Source organism: Symbioplanes lichenis, from assembly GCF_030709675.1.
In the GTDB taxonomy this organism is placed as follows: Bacteria; Actinomycetota; Actinomycetes; order Mycobacteriales; family Micromonosporaceae; genus Actinoplanes; species Actinoplanes lichenis.
This window is the reverse complement of record NZ_JAUZQD010000001.1, coordinates 302496-317462: the sequence shown is the minus strand read 5'-3', so window position 1 is coordinate 317462 and position 14967 is coordinate 302496. Positions and strand designations below refer to the sequence as shown.

Annotated in this window: 11 protein-coding genes and 1 riboswitch; of the genes, 5 read left to right on the top strand and 6 right to left on the bottom strand. The window is 73.2% G+C overall.

From position 1 onward, the window contains the following. Positions 1 to 15: 15 nt before the first annotated feature. Positions 16 to 1500, bottom strand: a complete 1485-nt coding sequence (locus RAN62_RS01395; RefSeq protein ID WP_305782570.1) for a ferredoxin reductase family protein — start codon at positions 1498 to 1500, stop codon at positions 16 to 18. 359 nt (positions 1501 to 1859) lie between these two features. Between RAN62_RS01395 and cbiE the strand changes: the two genes are divergently transcribed. From cbiE to RAN62_RS01380, 3 genes are read left to right on the top strand one after another with little or no spacing between them, the layout of a single operon-like run. Continuing rightward, entirely contained in the window at positions 1860 to 3068 is a 1209-nt protein-coding gene (cbiE, locus tag RAN62_RS01390; protein ID WP_305782569.1) for a precorrin-6y C5,15-methyltransferase (decarboxylating) subunit CbiE, read from the top strand. Beyond that, the gene (cobM, locus tag RAN62_RS01385; RefSeq protein WP_305782568.1) at positions 3065 to 3808 is read left to right on the top strand and encodes a precorrin-4 C(11)-methyltransferase; all 744 of its coding nucleotides are present in this window, start codon (positions 3065 to 3067) and stop codon (positions 3806 to 3808) included. Before cbiE ends, cobM begins: the two co-directional genes overlap by 4 nt. Then, positions 3805 to 4539, top strand: coding sequence for a cobalt-precorrin-6A reductase (locus tag RAN62_RS01380; RefSeq protein WP_305782567.1), 735 nt, complete (start codon positions 3805 to 3807; stop codon positions 4537 to 4539). Before cobM ends, RAN62_RS01380 begins: the two co-directional genes overlap by 4 nt. A gap of 51 nt (positions 4540 to 4590) precedes the next feature. Here RAN62_RS01380 and RAN62_RS01375 read toward each other — a convergent pair whose 3' ends face one another. From RAN62_RS01375 to RAN62_RS01365, 3 genes are read right to left on the bottom strand one after another with little or no spacing between them, the layout of a single operon-like run. Continuing rightward, entirely contained in the window at positions 4591 to 6258 is a 1668-nt protein-coding gene (locus RAN62_RS01375; protein WP_305782566.1) for a precorrin-2 C(20)-methyltransferase, read from the bottom strand. Positions 6259 to 6284: 26 nt separating this feature from the next. Beyond that, positions 6285 to 6902 (bottom strand): precorrin-8X methylmutase, encoded by a 618-nt coding sequence (locus tag RAN62_RS01370; RefSeq protein ID WP_305782565.1) that lies wholly within the window; start codon positions 6900 to 6902, stop codon positions 6285 to 6287. A 1-nt stretch (position 6903) separates the two neighbouring features. Next, positions 6904 to 8481, bottom strand: coding sequence for a ferredoxin-like domain-containing protein (locus tag RAN62_RS01365; protein WP_305782564.1), 1578 nt, complete (start codon positions 8479 to 8481; stop codon positions 6904 to 6906). Between the two features lie 128 nt (positions 8482 to 8609). After that, positions 8610 to 8684: riboswitch (cobalamin riboswitch) on the top strand. Positions 8685 to 8733: 49 nt separating this feature from the next. Here RAN62_RS01365 and cobN point away from each other — a divergent pair. Beyond that, a complete protein-coding gene (gene cobN, locus RAN62_RS01360; protein WP_305782563.1) occupies positions 8734 to 12282 on the top strand; it encodes a cobaltochelatase subunit CobN in 3549 nt (1182 codons plus the stop codon). A gap of 152 nt (positions 12283 to 12434) precedes the next feature. Here cobN and cobF read toward each other — a convergent pair whose 3' ends face one another. After that, entirely contained in the window at positions 12435 to 13193 is a 759-nt protein-coding gene (cobF, locus tag RAN62_RS01355; RefSeq protein ID WP_305782562.1) for a precorrin-6A synthase (deacetylating), read from the bottom strand. A gap of 167 nt (positions 13194 to 13360) precedes the next feature. On the opposite strand from cobF, the gene RAN62_RS01350 reads away from it, so the two are divergent. After that, positions 13361 to 13663 (top strand): DUF1905 domain-containing protein, encoded by a 303-nt coding sequence (locus RAN62_RS01350; RefSeq protein ID WP_305782561.1) that lies wholly within the window; start codon positions 13361 to 13363, stop codon positions 13661 to 13663. Between the two features lie 20 nt (positions 13664 to 13683). Here the strand turns inward: RAN62_RS01350 and dinB are convergent, their stop codons facing one another. Further along, a complete protein-coding gene (dinB, locus tag RAN62_RS01345) occupies positions 13684 to 14874 on the bottom strand; it encodes a DNA polymerase IV (protein WP_305782560.1) in 1191 nt (396 codons plus the stop codon). Positions 14875 to 14967 lie beyond the last annotated feature (93 nt).

The window sequence follows — 14967 nt, the reverse complement described above, 5'->3', positions numbered from 1 at the left end:
GATCAGAGAGGGGGATCAGAACTCGAACGGGTCCAGGTGGAGCTGGCTGTCAGGCACGTCCAGCCCCTTGAGCGTGGCCACGGCCGCGGTCACCAGCCCGGGCGGCCCGCACAGATAGACGTCGCGGCGGTTGACGTCGGGGACCAGTCCGAGCAGGCCGTTGGGGGTGAAGAGCCGGCGCGGGCCCGGGTCGTTGCGCGAGCCCACGATGTAGCGGACCCAGGCGTCGCGGCGCTCGGCGAGGTCCTCGAGCTCCTCGCGGAAGACCAGCTCGTCGGGGCGGCTCGCCCGGTAGATGACGATCGTGTCCGGCGGCATGTCCTCGAGCAGGGCCCGGATCGGCGCGATGCCACTGCCGCCGGCGATCAGGAGCGCACGGCGACGCGTACGCCGCTGCGCCGTGAACGTTCCGAACGGGCCTTCCGCCCAGATCCGCGTACCCGGGCGCATCTGGGCCAGGCGAAGGGTGTGCCCGCCGACCGCCGTCACGGTGAGGCGCAGCCACTGGGAATTGGGCGCCGCGGACAGGGAGAAGGGGTGCGACTGCCACCAGCCGTTGGCCGTGAAGAAGCGCCACCGCATGAACTGGCCGGCCCGCGCGGGCAGCTTGTCGAGGCGGTTGCCGTCGATGTAGATCGAGAACGTGTTCGCGCCCTCGCCCACCACCTCGGCCACCTCGAAGCGGTGCCGCAGGTTGAGCCACAGCGGCTCGATCAGCCGGCCCCAGACCAGGGCCGCGATGACCAGGGCGCCGAGGCCGGGCCAGAAGATGTCGGCGAAGCGCCCGGAGAGGTTGGCGCCCGTCGCGACCTGGTGGCCGTAACCGAGGACGAGCACCAGGTAACCGGTCAGGTGGATCAGGTGCCAGAGCTCGTACGGCATCTTCGTGCGCGCCGCCCGGATCGAGATCAGGCTGATGAAGACGAGGATGCCCGTGGCGACGGTGGCACTGATCATGTCCGGGAGCGTGGTGATGATCGAGATGCCCTGGTCGACGACGCCGGTGCCTGCGGTGAGCGCGTACCCGTAGGTGATGAAGACCGCGTGCGCGCCGATCAGCAGGACCAGCGACGTGCCCAGCCAGCGGTGCCAGCGCAGCAGGTCGCGGGCGCCCACCCACTCCTCGAGGAAGGAGACGCGGCTCATCATCAGCAGCTGGATGAAGAGCACGTAGCCGCCGGCGAGGCCGGTGAGGCGGCCGATCGCCATCATGAGGGTGGCGGTGTCGTTGACCGCGCCGGCCTCGGTCTCGAAGAGCCAGAGCGACAGGCTGGTGGCCAGCCCGGAGAAGAACAGCAGGATCGTGAAGAGGCGGTTCCCCGAGGTGGCCTCGGCCGGCGGGCGGTCGTCGACCGCGACCGGCGGCCCGCTGCTCTGCCAGCCCGAGGTCGTGTCCGGGTCCTCGACCACGATGTCGCCGCGCGGCACGCCCCGGTTGAGCTCCGGCTCGTCCCAGAAGCCGGGGGCCGGCCTCTGGTCCTCGAAGGTCTGGAACGCCATCGACCTCACCCGTTCGGCAGTCGTCTCGGCGCCTGCCACCCCCCAGCGGCCGGCGTGACGACCGGGTCTCGGGTGGCCGTCGAGGGGTACTACGCGACGGGCCGCGTAAACGCTCAACCGGCGTGCAAAAACTTAGTCGTACGAGATGATCTATTCGGCAGGCCGGCGCCTCCGGGAATCGGCGCACCGATCCCTTTTTCGTGGACCTTGACCTCGATATCGGATGAGAGGTAATCGTCCCGGACATATGTCAACTTCACGTGGCGAAGTGCATGACCCGGCCTCGGCACGAAGCGAACGCTGTCGATGAAGGGGGGACGGCGGACGAACATGAGAAGGCCTCCGGCTAACGTCACGGAGTGACTGACAACCCCGCCGTGCTCACCGTCGTCGGCATCGGCGCCGACGGGTGGGCGGGATTGGCGGGTACGGCCACCGCCGCGCTCGCCGCCGCCGAGGTGATCATCGGCAGCTCCCGGCAGCTCGACCTGCTCCCCGCCGACGTCCGCGGGCAGCGGGTCCCGTGGCCCTCGCCCCTGCTCCCGGCGATCCCCGGCCTCCTCGCCGCCTCCGCCGGAAAGCGCCTCGCGGTCCTGGCCAGCGGTGACCCGATGTTCCACGGCATCGGCGCGACCCTGCGCCGCTTCGCGCCGGACCTCACCGTCATCCCGCACCCGTCCTCGATATCCCTCGCCGCCGCCCGCCTCGGCTGGCCGCTCGCGGACATCGACACGGTGAGCCTCGTCACCGCCCCGGTCGAGGAGCTGCACCCGCTCGTCCAGCCCGGCCGCCGCGTCCTGATCCTCGGCCGCGACGCCGGCACGCCCGCCCAGGTGGCTGCACTGCTCGTCGAGCGCGGCTACGGCGACAGCACGCTCACCGTGCTCGCCCAGCTCGGCGGCCCGGCCGAATCGATCGTCTCCGGCCCCGCTCGGCAGCTCGACCTGACGGACATGGACCCCCTCAACGTCATCGCCGTAGAGTTCGGCCCGGGGGGCCGAGCGTTGTCCCGAGTCCCCGGACTCCCCGACGACTCCTACGACAGCGACGGCCAGCTCACCAAGCGTGAGGTCCGCGCGGTCACGCTGGCGCTCCTCGGGCCGCGACCCGGCGAGCTGCTCTGGGACGTCGGCGCCGGCTCGGGCAGCATCGCCATCGAGTGGATGCGGACCCATCCGGCCTGCCGGGCGGTAGCCGTGGAGTCGGATCCCACCCGCGCGGCGCGCATCAGCGCCAACGCGCGCGCTCTGGGCGTACCCAAGCTGTCTGTGATCGAGGGCCGCGCCCCCGCCGCCCTCGCCGGCCTGCCCGCGCCCGATGTGATCTTCATCGGCGGCGGCGTGACGCGCGGCGGCGTGCTGGACACCGCCTGGGCCGCGCTCCCCGCGGGTGGCCGCCTCGTCGCGAACGCCGTCACACTCGAGTCCGAGGCCGTGCTCGCCGCCTGGTACGCCAAGCTCGGCGGCAACCTCACCCGCGTCGCGGTCAGCCGCGGCGCGCCGGTCGGTGGCTTCACCGGCTGGAAACCGATGATGCCCGTCACGATCTGGTCGGTGAGAAAACCATGACAGTGCACTTCATCGGCGCCGGCCCGGGAGCGGCCGACCTGATCACCGTACGCGGCCAGCGCCTGCTCGCCGCGTCACCGGTCTGCCTGTACGCGGGCAGCCTCGTCCCGCCCGAGCTGCTGTCCGACTGCCCGCCGGGCGCCCGCCTGATCGACACGGCGAACCTCGACCTCGACCAGATCGTCGCCGAGATGGTCACCGCCACCGGGAAAGGCCAGGACGTGGCCCGGCTGCACTCCGGCGACCCGTCGGTGTTCAGCGCGGTCGCCGAGCAGATGCGCCGGCTCGATGCCGCCGGGGTCCCGTACGACGTCACGCCCGGGGTCCCCGCCTTCGCCGCGGCCGCCGCGTCCCTCGGTCGCGAGCTGACGGTGCCCGAGGTCGCGCAGACGGTGATCCTCACCCGCACCGCCGAGCGCGCCACCGCCATGCCGCCGGGCGAGGACCTCGCCACGCTCGGTGCCAGCCGGGCCACGATGGTGCTGCACCTGGCCGTCCAGCGGATCGACGCGGTGGTTGCGTCGCTGATCGAGTCGTACGGCGCCTCCTGCCCGGTCGCGGTCGTCGCCCGCGCCAGCCGGCCCGACGAGCTGATCCTCCGCGGCACGCTGGCCGACATCGCCGGCCGGGTGCACGAGGCCGGCGTCCGCCGCACGGCGGTGATCGTGGTCGGGGCGGCGCTGACCGCGTCGCAGTTCCCCGACAGCCACCTCTACTCGACCACGCGCGCCCGGCCGTGAGGGTCCTGGCCCTTTCCGGTACGACCGAAGGCCGCCACCTGGCCTCGCGGAGAACCGTGATCAGTTCGCTGGCCGGCCGCACCCGGTCACCGCTCCTGCCCCCGGGCGAGGTCCGCATCGGCGGCTTCGGCGGCGTCGCGGGCCTGACCAGCTATCTCACGTCCACGGGCATCGACGCCGTGATCGACGCCACCCACCCGTTCGCCGCGACCATGACCTCCCACGCCGCCGCCGCGTGCGCCGCCACGGGCACGCCGCTGCTGATCCTGCGGCGCCCCGGCTGGACGGCCGGCCCGGGCGACCGCTGGCATCGCGTACCGTCCCTGTCCGCCGCCGCGGCCCTGCTCCCGTCGCTGGGCGAGCGCGTGTTCCTCACCACGGGCCGCCAGAGCATCGCCGCGTTCGCCGACGTGCCCGGGTGCTGGTTCGTGTCCCGCTCGGTCGAGCCGCCCGCGCCCCCGATGCCGGCGCGCCTGGAAGTCATCCTCGACCGGGGTCCGTTCGGTTTCGAGGCGGAGCGCTCACTGCTGCTCTCGTACGCCGTCGACGTCCTGGTCACCAAGGACAGCGGCGGATCCACGGCCAAGCTCGACGCCGCCCGGACTCTGGACGTCCCGGTCGTCGTGGTCGACCGGCCGCCCCTGCCCGACGGCGTCCCCGTGGTCGCGACCGTGGACGCCGCCGTGCAGTGGCTCGATCAGCTCGAAGCCCTCACTCAGTCCGGAACCTGAGCGCTCGCCGTCCTCGCTCTGCCGGGGCGGCCCTCTTTTCCGGCCGTGGCGTCAGCACCCTCGGGCGGTCGCCTCCGAGGTGGCGCTCGGGTAGGTCCTCGGCGTGTAGACCTGGGCGTCGCCGGTGCCGCGCTCGACGATGCGGGTCTGGCTCGAGCCGATGATGAGCAGGCAGCGCATGTCGATCGTCGCCGGGTCGAGGTCACCGAGCGTCGTGACGGTGACCGTCTCCTCGGGGCCGCCCACGTCCCGGCCGACCACCACCGGCGTGCTCGGGGCGCGGTGCCCGAGCAACAGCTCCCGCGCCCGGACCAACTGCTCCCGCCGGCTGCGCGAGGCCGGGTTGTAGAGCGCGATCACCAGGTCGGCCCCCGCCGCCGCGTCGAGCCGGGCCGCGATGACGTCCCACGGCTTGAGCCGGTCGGAGAGCGACATGATGCAGAAGTCGTGCCCGAGCGGCGCCCCCGCCCGGCTCGCCACCGCCTGGGCGGCCGTGAGCCCCGGCACGATCCGGACCGGCACGTCCTTCCACTGCGGGTCCTCGCTGACCTCCAGCACGGCGGCCGCCATCGCGAACACGCCCGGGTCGCCGGACGACACCACCGCCACCCGCCGGCCCCGCTTCGCCAGGTCCAGCGCGAACGCCGCCCGCTCCGCCTCGACCTTGTTGTCGGAGGCGTGCCGCTGCTGCCGCGGGTTCACGGGCACCCGGTTCACGTACGTCGTGTAGCCCACCACGTCGTCGGCCTCGGCCAGCGCCGCCTGCGCCTCCGGGGTGAGCCATTCCCGGGCGCCCGGCCCGAGCCCCACGACCGTGACCTGCCCGCCCGGCGCCTCGTCGGCCCGGGCGCCCGCAGCTTCGTCGCCGACCGCCTCGGTCGTCGCTATGCCGGCCTGACCTGCACCGGTCGCCCCCGCGCCGGTGGGAACGTCGTCCTCGGCGAGAGCCGTGGCGGCCCTGCTCGGCAACAGCGCCAGCGAGAAGTACGGCACAGTCGCCGGGTCGATCTCCGCGACGCGACCCTGGCGCTCCTTGTCGGTGGTCGCCCGCTCCACGTACCAGGCGTCGTCGAGCCGCCCGGCCCGCTCGAGCGCCTCGCGCACCCCGGCGAACGTCCGGCCCAGCTTCATCACGGCGGCCGAGTCGGTCGTGGCCAGCCGCGCCGCGAGCTCGTCGGGCGGCAGGGTGCCCGGCAGGACCGTGAGCGTCTCGTCGCGTTCCATCAGCGGGCGGCCCAGCACGGCCGATGCCGCGCTGACCGAGGTCACGCCGGGGACGACCGAGGTCTCGTACCGGTCCGCCAGCCGCTTGTGCATGTGCATGTAGGAGCCGTAGAAGAACGGGTCGCCCTCGGCCAGCACGACCACGTCCCGCCCCGCGTCGAGGTGCGCGGCCAGCCGGGCGGCGCTCGCCGCGTAGAACTCGTCGATCGCCCCCTGGTAGCCGCCGGGGTGGTCGGTCGTCTCGGTGGTCACGGGGTAGATCAGCGCCTCCTCGATCTGCCCCTCCCGCAGGTAGCCGGCCGCGATCGCCCGCGCGTTGGACCGCCCGTGCCGCGCCGCGTGATAGGCCACCACGTCGGCCGCCGCGATCAGCCGGGCCGCCTTCACCGTGACCAGCTCGGGGTCGCCCGGCCCGAGCCCGACGCCATAGAGCCGCCCCGGTCTCGACGTGCCCGCACCGGTCCCGTGGGCGTCGCTTCCGTCGGTCTCGTGCACGTCGTCTCCCGGCCGGCCCGCCACCGTCACTCCTTCTCCGAGGCGAGTGCGTTGACCGCCGCCGCCGTGATCGCACTGCCGCCCCGCCGCCCGCGGACGACGAGGTACTCCAGGTCCGACGCCGCGAGGGCGTCCTTCGACTCGGCCGCCCCGATGAACCCCACCGGAATGCCCAGCACAGCCGCCGGCCGGGGCGCCCCGGCCTCGATCATCTCCAGCAGCCGGAACAGTGCCGTGGGCGCGTTGCCGATCGCCACCACGGCCCCGGCGAGCCGGTCGCCCCACAGGTCGAGGGCGGCCGCGCTGCGCGTGTTCCCGATCTCGGCGGCCAGCCCGGGCACGGCCGGGTCACGCAACGTGCAGATGACCTCGTTGCCGGCCGGCAGCCGTTTGCGGGTCACGCCGGACGCCACCATCTCGGCGTCGCACAGGATCGGCGCCCCGGCGAGCAGGGCCTTCCGCGCCGCGGTCACCACCCCGGGGCTCCAAGCGATGTCGCGCACCAGGTCGACCATCCCGCAGGCATGGATCATGCGTACGGCCACCCGGGCCACGTCCGCCGGCAAGCCGGACAGATCGGCCTCGTCCCGGATCGTCGCGAACGACCGCCGGTAGATCTCCGCGCCGTCCTTCACGTACTCCATGTCAGCCTTCCCTCGTCCCTGCCGTGCTTCCATCCACCGAACCGCGCCGGGCCGCCGCCACCGCCCGCGCCAGCCGATCACCTCGCACCACGCCGCCGGTCGTCCCGCCATCGCCCGTCCCGATGCTGCCGTCCGTCGCGTCGCCGCCCGCGGATCGCCCGGTGCCCGTCGCGTCGCCGCGGCCGGATTGCCCGGTGCCGCCGCCCGCCGTGCCGTCGCCCGCGGATCGCGCGGTGCTGTTGCCCGTGGTCTCACCGTCGCTCACTCGTCCGGCGCTGCTGCCGCTCCGCACGGTCACCGCGTAGCCGCCGACGGTCGCCTCGACTCGCACGTGCGCCGCCGCCGGACTGCCGCAGCCCCGGGCACACCCCACCCAGTGCACAGGCAGCCCGTCGCCGGCCACGGTCGCCGCGTCGGCGTCGTGCCGCACATCTGCCAGGGACTTCGCGCACCCCGGCCGCCCGGCGCACGCGGTGACCCCGACCCAGCGTGAACCGGCGCCGACCTCGAGCCCGGCCCCGGCGAGCGCGTCCAGCCACTCGTCGGCCGCCTCCGGCGCCACCCCGGGCAGCACCACTCCGCGCCACGGCGTGAAGACCAGCTCGTCCGCCCCGGCCAGAACCCGTAACTGCCGGTCGTCGAGCCGCCCCAGCGGCACGAGCGCCGCCACGGCCACGCGCCCGTCACCCTGCGGGACAACCCCGATCGGCTCCTGTACGCCCGGCCGCCGCAGCTCCGGATCAACCTCACCGAGCGTGATGTCGAGGGCCCGTGCCGTGTCTCGTCCGAGCAGGCCCGGCCCGTCCGTCAGCTCGCGCACCCGCCACGAGCGGCGCGCCCCCGTGGCCACCGCGCCCTCGACCTGCACCAGGAAAGCACGAGCCGCCGTGAGCAGCGCAGACACGACAGTCGCCCGCCCCACCCGCAGCCCGACGTCCCGCCCCGCGAAGAGCATCGCGAACCGCCCCGCGCCCCCCGTCCCGAGCCGCAGCGCCGCCACGTCAGCCGCATACGCAACGTCACCGGCGCCGTCATCGATCGCGAACAGGAACCGTCCCGGCAGCCCCGCCAGCCCTGCGTCCGCGCACAGCGCCTCGTCCAGCTCCCGGACCAGCCCCGCGTCACGACCGCTGATCAGGGGCGATGCCGCGATGTTGCGGACCAGCTCATGCGTGTCGGAGGGCAGCAGCCCGGCCGCTGCCAGACGGTCGGCGAGCCGCGTCTCGGGGACGCCGGTCAGGGCTCGGAGCTGAAGGTTGGCCCGGCTGGTCAGCTCGACGTGCCCGTCGCCCCACGCGGCGGCCAGCTCACGTAGCGTTCCGAGCTGGGCTCCGCTGATGCGGCCGCCGGGCACCCGGATCCGCGCGAGCGGCCCGTCCGCGGCCTCGTGCAGCCGCAGCGCCCCGGGACAGGCGTCGCGTTCCGCCCGGCCGCCCATGACCTGGATTCCCGCCTCCACTACCACCGGCGACAGCGCCCGCCCCGATGCGCCCGCCTCTGATCCCGGAGATCCCGCGGGCGGGAACGCCCGGGCGGCGGGGCCGTTCGGGGAGGCGGGGAGGGAGCCGGGGGAGGACACGGCCCGGATACTACGGATCGGTGCCGACATTTTCCTGCCGGCGGTCGGCATCGTCACACCGGCCGCCTCACGTTGACGTGGGTGCGGTCCGGTCGGCAGAGTGGGAGTCCACGTGCGGCGACGCCGCGGAGGAAGCCGGTGTGACTCCGGCGCGGTCCCGCCACTGTCACCGGGTCTGGCAACAGCCCGGGAGCCAGGAACTCCGGTCGCCGTGATCCTTCGACCCGGGGCGCGGACCCCGAGGGGAGAGCCGTGTTTCTGCTGCTGTCGACGTCCGACACCGACCTGCTGAGCGCCCGTGCGAGTGGCCGGGAGTGGCGGCTGGGCAACCCCGCCCGCACCGCCGTCGAGGACCTGCCCGGGCTGACCGAGGGCGTCGACCTGGTGGTCGTCCGCATCCTCGGCGGGCGCCGTGCCTGGGAGGAGGGGCTCGACGCGCTGCTCGCCGGGCCTGTCCCCGTGGTGGTGCTGGGCGGTGAGCAGGCGCCCGACGCGGCCCTCATACAGCTCTCCACCGTGCCCGCCGGGGTGGCGGCCGAGGCACACGGCTACCTCGCCTACGGCGGGGCGGACAACGTCGCCGCGCTGCACGACTTCCTCTCCGACACGATCATGCTGACCGGCACCGGCTTCGCCCCGCCGGTGCCCGCACCCGAGTGGGGCGTGCTCGAGCGGACGGCCGCCGAAATCACCGGCCCGACCGTGGCGGTCCTCTACTACCGGGCGCACCACATGGCCGGCAACACCGCCTTCGTGGACGCGCTGTGCCGGCAGCTCGAGGCCAAGGGCGCGCGGCCGCTGCCGATCTTCACGGCCTCGCTCCGCACCGCCTCGCCGGAGCTGCTCGCCGAGCTGCGCAAGGCGGACGCCCTGGTCGTCACGGTGCTCGCCGCGGGCGGCACCAAGCCGGCGACGGTCTCCGCGGGCGGCGACGACGAGGCCTGGGACGTCGGTGTGCTCGCCGACCTCGACGTGCCCATCCTGCAGGGCCTGTGCCTGACCAGCAGCCGCGCGGCCTGGGAGGCCAGCGACGACGGCCTCTCCCCGCTCGACGCCGCGACGCAGGTGGCCATCCCCGAGTTCGACGGGCGCATCATCACGGTCCCGTTCAGCTTCAAGGAGATCGACCCCGACGGCCTTTCCGTGTACGTGGCCGATCCCGAGCGCGCCGCCCGCGTGGCCGGCATCGCCGTGGCGCACGCGCGGTTGCGGCACGTCCCACCGGCCGAGCGCCGGATCGTCATCATGCTGTCCGCCTATCCGACCAAGCACTCGCGGATGGGCAACGCCGTGGGGCTTGACACACCCGCGTCGACCGTGCGGCTGATCCAGGCCATGGGCGAGCGCGGCTATCGGGTCGGCGGCTTCCCCGGCGTCGCCGAGCAGGACGGCGACAAGCTGATCCACGCGCTGATCGCCGCCGGTGGCCAGGACCCCGACTGGCTCACCGAGGACCAGCTGGCGAGCAACCCGGTCCGGATCAACGGCGACAAGTACGCGGCCTGGTTCGCCACGCTGCCCGAGGACCTGCGCGAGGCGATGACGCAGCACTGGGGTCCGCCCCCGGGCGAGCTCTACGTCGACGGCGGTGACATCGTGCTCGCCGCCCTCCGCGACGAGAACACCGTGGTCATGGTGCAGCCGCCGCGTGGTTTCGGCGCCAACCCGGTCGCGATCTACCACGACCCGGACCTGCCGCCGAGCCACCACTATCTCGCGGCCTACCGCTGGCTGGCCGACGAGTTCGGCGCGCACGCGGTGGTGCACGTGGGCAAGCACGGCAACCTGGAGTGGCTGCCCGGCAAGAACGTCGGCATGTCCGCCTCGGACGGCACCGACGCGGCGCTCGGCGACCTGCCGCTGATCTATCCGTTCCTGGTCAACGACCCGGGCGAGGGCACCCAGGCCAAGCGGCGGGCGCACGCCACGCTGGTCGACCACCTGATCCCGCCGATGGCCCGCGCCGAGTCCTACGGCGACATCGCCCGCCTCGAGCAGCTGCTGGACGAGCACGCGAACATCGCCGCCCTCGACCCCGCCAAGCTGCCCGCCATCCGCGCGCAGATCTGGACGCTCATCCAGGCCGCCAAGATGGACCACGACCTCGGCCTCGCCTCCCGCCCCGGCGACGAGGAGTTCGACGAGTTCATCATGCACGTCGACGGCTGGCTCTGTGAGGTCAAGGACGTCCAGATCCGCGACGGCCTGCACATCCTCGGCCAGGCGCCCACCGGCGAGCCGCGCGTCAACCTGGTGCTCGCGATGCTGCGCGCCCGGCAGATGTGGGCCGGTCAGGTCGCGGCCCTCCCCGGCCTGCGCGAGGCTCTCGGCCTGTCCGAGGACGCCTCCACCGCCGAGACGGACGCCGTCGAGGAGCAGGCCCGCGCCCTGGTCACCGCCATGGAGGAGGCCGGCTGGCCCACCACGGTCCCCGATGGCCTCACGGACAACGACGACGTACGCCGGGTGCTCGAGTTCGCCGCGGCCGAGGTCGTCCCGAGGCTCGCCCGCACCACCGACGAGCTGACCCACGTGCTGCACGCCCTGGACGGCGGTTACGTGCCGGCGGGCCCGAGCGGCTCGCCGCTGCGTGGGCTCATCAACGTGCTGCCGACCGGGCGCAACTTCTACTCGGTCGACCCGAAGGCGATCCCGAGCGCCCTGGCTTGGGAGACCGGCCAGTCGATGGCGGAGTCGCTGCTCAAGCGCTACCGCGAGGACTACGGCGACTGGCCCAAGTCGGTCGGCCTCTCCGCCTGGGGCACCAGCGCCATGCGCACCGCGGGCGACGACATCGCGGAGATCCTGGCGCTGATCGGCGTACGCCCGGTGTGGGACGCCGCCTCCCGCCGGGTGACCGGCATCGAGCCGATCTCGCTCGACGAGCTGGGCAGGCCCCGCATCGACGTGACAGTGCGCATCTCCGGCTTCTTCCGCGACGCCTTCCCGCACGTCGTGGCGATGATGGATGACGCGATCCGGCTGGTCGCCGAGCTGGACGAGCCCGACGAGGTCAACTATGTCCGCGCGCACGCCCGCGCCGACGAGGCCACCCACGGCGACCACCGCCGGGCCACGACCCGCATCTTCGGCTCCCGCCCGGGCGCTTACGGCGCCGGCATCCTCCCGCTGATCGACAGCCGCAACTGGCGCGGCGACGCCGACCTGGCCGAGGTCTACGCGGTCTGGGGCGGCTTCGCCTACGGACGCGGCCTCGACGGCGTGCCGGCGCGCGGCGACATGGAGAACGCCTACAAGCGCATCGAAGTGGCGGCGAAGAACATCGACACGCGCGAGCACGACATCGCGGACTCCGACGACTACTTCCAGTACCACGGCGGCATGATCGCCACGGTGCGGGCGCTGACCGGTCGCGCCCCGGCGGCGTACATCGGCGACTCCACCAACCCGGACGCCACGCGCACCCGCAGCCTGACCGAGGAGACCGCGCGGATCTTCCGGGCCCGGGTCGTCAACCCGCGCTGGATCGCCGCGATGCGCCGCCACGGCTACAAGGGCGCCTTCGAGCTGGCCGCCACCGTCGACTACCTCTTCGGCTACGACGCGACGGCCGGCGTGGTCGCCGACTGGATGTACGAGCAGCTGGCCGCCAGTTACGTGCTCGACCCGGAGAACCAGAAGTTCATGACGCAGTCCAACCCGTGGGCGCTGCACGGCATCACCGAGCGCCTGCTCGAAGCGGCGGACCGCAAGCTCTGGGAAGCGCCCGACCCGGACACGCTGGCCGCCCTGCAGCAGGTCTACCTGGAGACCGAGGGCGACCTCGAGGGCGACGAGTAGGGCGACCGCTCGCACCCGCAGCGACATCACCCCGCCGGCCGGACCGGTCGGCGGCGCGGCATGTGCGGTCGCTGCGGCACGCCCGGGCGCCGCGCGCGGGGTCGTCCCGGCCGACGCCGCCGCTGCACGTGGCGGCGCCTGGCGCGGGAAGGTCAGGTGCGTCGGCGCAGGAGATAGGTGTCCATGATCCAGCCGTGGCGCTCGCGGGCTTCGGCTCGCACTCGCCGGATCTCGTCGGCCACCTCGTCCAGCGGGCCAGAGATCAGCAACTCGTCGGGCGTGCCCAAGTAGGCGCCCCAGAAGATGTCGACCTCGTCCGGCCGCTCCACCGCGCCGAACGTCTGGTGCGCGTCCAGCATCACGATCACGTCGCCGACCTGCTCCGGCCACCCCTCGGCGAGCCGGCGTCCGGTGGTCACCTGGAACGGCCGGCCGACCCGGTTGAGCCCGACCCGGTGCTTCGCGGCCAGGGAGGAGACGCTGCTGATGCCGGGAATCACCTCGTACTCGAAGGTCGTCAGCCCGCGCGCCAGGATCTCGTCCAGGATCGCGATCGTCGAGTCGTAGAGCGAGGGGTCGCCCCACACCAGGAAGGCGCCGATCTCGTCGTCGAGCAAATATTCGCCGATGAGGGCCTCGGTCACCTCCGAGCGCCGGTGCCGCCAGTCGGCGATCGTCCCGGTGTAGTCGGCCGGCGTCCTGTCCCGATCCGGGTCGCGGCCCTCGGCGATGCGCCGGCTCGGCTTCCCGTACGCCTTCAGCATCGAGCGCCGCAGCTCGATCATGCTCTCCTTGGCCTCGCCCTTGTCGAGCAGGAAGAACACGTCGGTCCGCCCGATCGCCTTCGCCGCCTGCAGGGTGAGGTGGTCGGGGTCGCCTGCCCCGATCCCGATGACATAGATCTTCCGCACGGGAGAAAGTCTCGCAGGTCACCGCCGAGCCCTTCGCCCGGTCCCACATCCCCGCCGTCGCATCGGCCAGCCCGTGCTCGTATTTGTGCTGCGCTGCAGCGTCTGCGGGGCCGTGCTCGCGCTTGTGCAGCGGTGGATGTGTCGCACCGGCATGCGATGCTGCGCGGGTGATCGTCGCATTCGATGCCGAGCTGTGGCTGTGGGACGCCCGGCGGCTCGACACCTGGACCTTCGTGCGCTTGCCGGTCGACGCCTCCGACGAGATCCGGGACGTTGCCGACGGGCTGCGCCGCGGCTTCGGCTCCGTGCGGGTCCGCGCGACGCTGGGCTCCAGCACCTGGCGCACCTCGATCTTCCCGGAGAAGACCACCGGCGCGTACGTGCTGCCGGTCAAGCGGGCCGTCCGCACCGCCGAGCAACTCGAGCCCGGCGATGTCACCACGGTGACGGTCGAGCTCGTCGACTTCTGAATCATCCGGATCACGCCTCCTCAGTCCGGCAGCATCGGGACGGAGGGATGCAGCTCCCGGCCGAGCGAAGCGGCCCGGGTCAGCGACGACGACCCGAACCGGTCCCGCACCGCGTCGAGGGCCGCGTCGAGCCCGTTGTCGTGCTGCTCCTCGAAGGGCAGCTCGAGCTGCACCGTGCCGTCGCCGTCGAGGTTGCCGACCGAGACGCCGACCAGGGTGAGGCCCCGGTCGTCGATCAGCGGCCGGGCAGCGGTGAGCAGGGCCTGCGCGGTCTCCAGGATCGGGCGGGTGTGGAGCGTGGGCTTGAGCAGGCTGTGCGAGCGGGTGACCCGGGTGAAGTCGCCGAAGCGCAGCCGCAGCGTGATGGTGCGCCCGGCCCGGCCCGCCGCCCGCATGCGCCGGGTGACCCGATCGACCAGCGCTGCCAGCGTCGCCACGATCTCGGCGAAGGGACGCTCCCGCCGGCCGAGCGCACACTGCGCCCCCATCGACCCGCGACGGTGCCCGATGCGGACCCGGCGAGGATCACGATTGTGGGCGAGCGCGTGCAAATGCCGGCCCGCCCCGGCGCCCAGCATGGTCACCAGGGCGGCCTCGCCGACGCGTGCGACATGCCCCACCGTACGGATGTGGTGGTCGCGCAGCTTGCCCGCGGTGACCGGGCCGACCCCCCACAGCCGCTCGATCGGCAGCGGATGCAGAAACGCCAGCTCCTCGCCCGGCGGCACCACCAGCAGCCCATCGGGCTTGCCGACGCCGCTCGCCACCTTGGCCAGGAACTTCGTGCGGGCCACGCCGACCGTGATCGGCAGCCCGGCCCGCTCACGCACGTCGGCCCGCAGCCGGACGGCGATGTCGGTGGGCGTGCCACTGATCTTGGCAAGCCCGCCCACCTCGAGGAAGGCCTCGTCGATGGAGATGCCCTCGACGATCGGCGTGGTGTCGCGGAAGATGGCGAACACCGCCCGGCTCGCCTCGGTGTAGGCCCGCATCCGCGGCGGGACCACGATCGCGGACGGGCAGAGCGCCCGCGCCTGGGCAATGCCCATCGGGGTGCGCACGCCGCACGCCTTGGCCTCATAACTCGCCGCCAGCACGACTCCGCCGCCGACGAGGACCGGCCGGCCGCGCAGGCCAGGGTCGTCGCGCTGCTCGACCGACGCGTAGAACGAGTCCAGGTCGGCATGCAGGATCGTTGCCAGCTCTGTCATGGCGACGACTCTAGAACGTTTGTTCGAAGATTGGGGCGGGCTGTGGATAACTTCGGGTGTGACGTACGCGGCTGATCCGGGGCTGTGGACAAC

Coding starts and splice junctions, on each gene's coding strand:
- dinB (WP_305782560.1), bottom strand. CDS start 14,874: ATGACAGAGCTGGCAACGATCCTGCATGCCGACCTGGACTCGTTCTAC.
- cobM (WP_305782568.1), top strand. CDS start 3,065: ATGACAGTGCACTTCATCGGCGCCGGCCCGGGAGCGGCCGACCTGATC.
- RAN62_RS01395 (WP_305782570.1), bottom strand. CDS start 1,500: ATGGCGTTCCAGACCTTCGAGGACCAGAGGCCGGCCCCCGGCTTCTGG.
- RAN62_RS01370 (WP_305782565.1), bottom strand. CDS start 6,902: ATGGAGTACGTGAAGGACGGCGCGGAGATCTACCGGCGGTCGTTCGCG.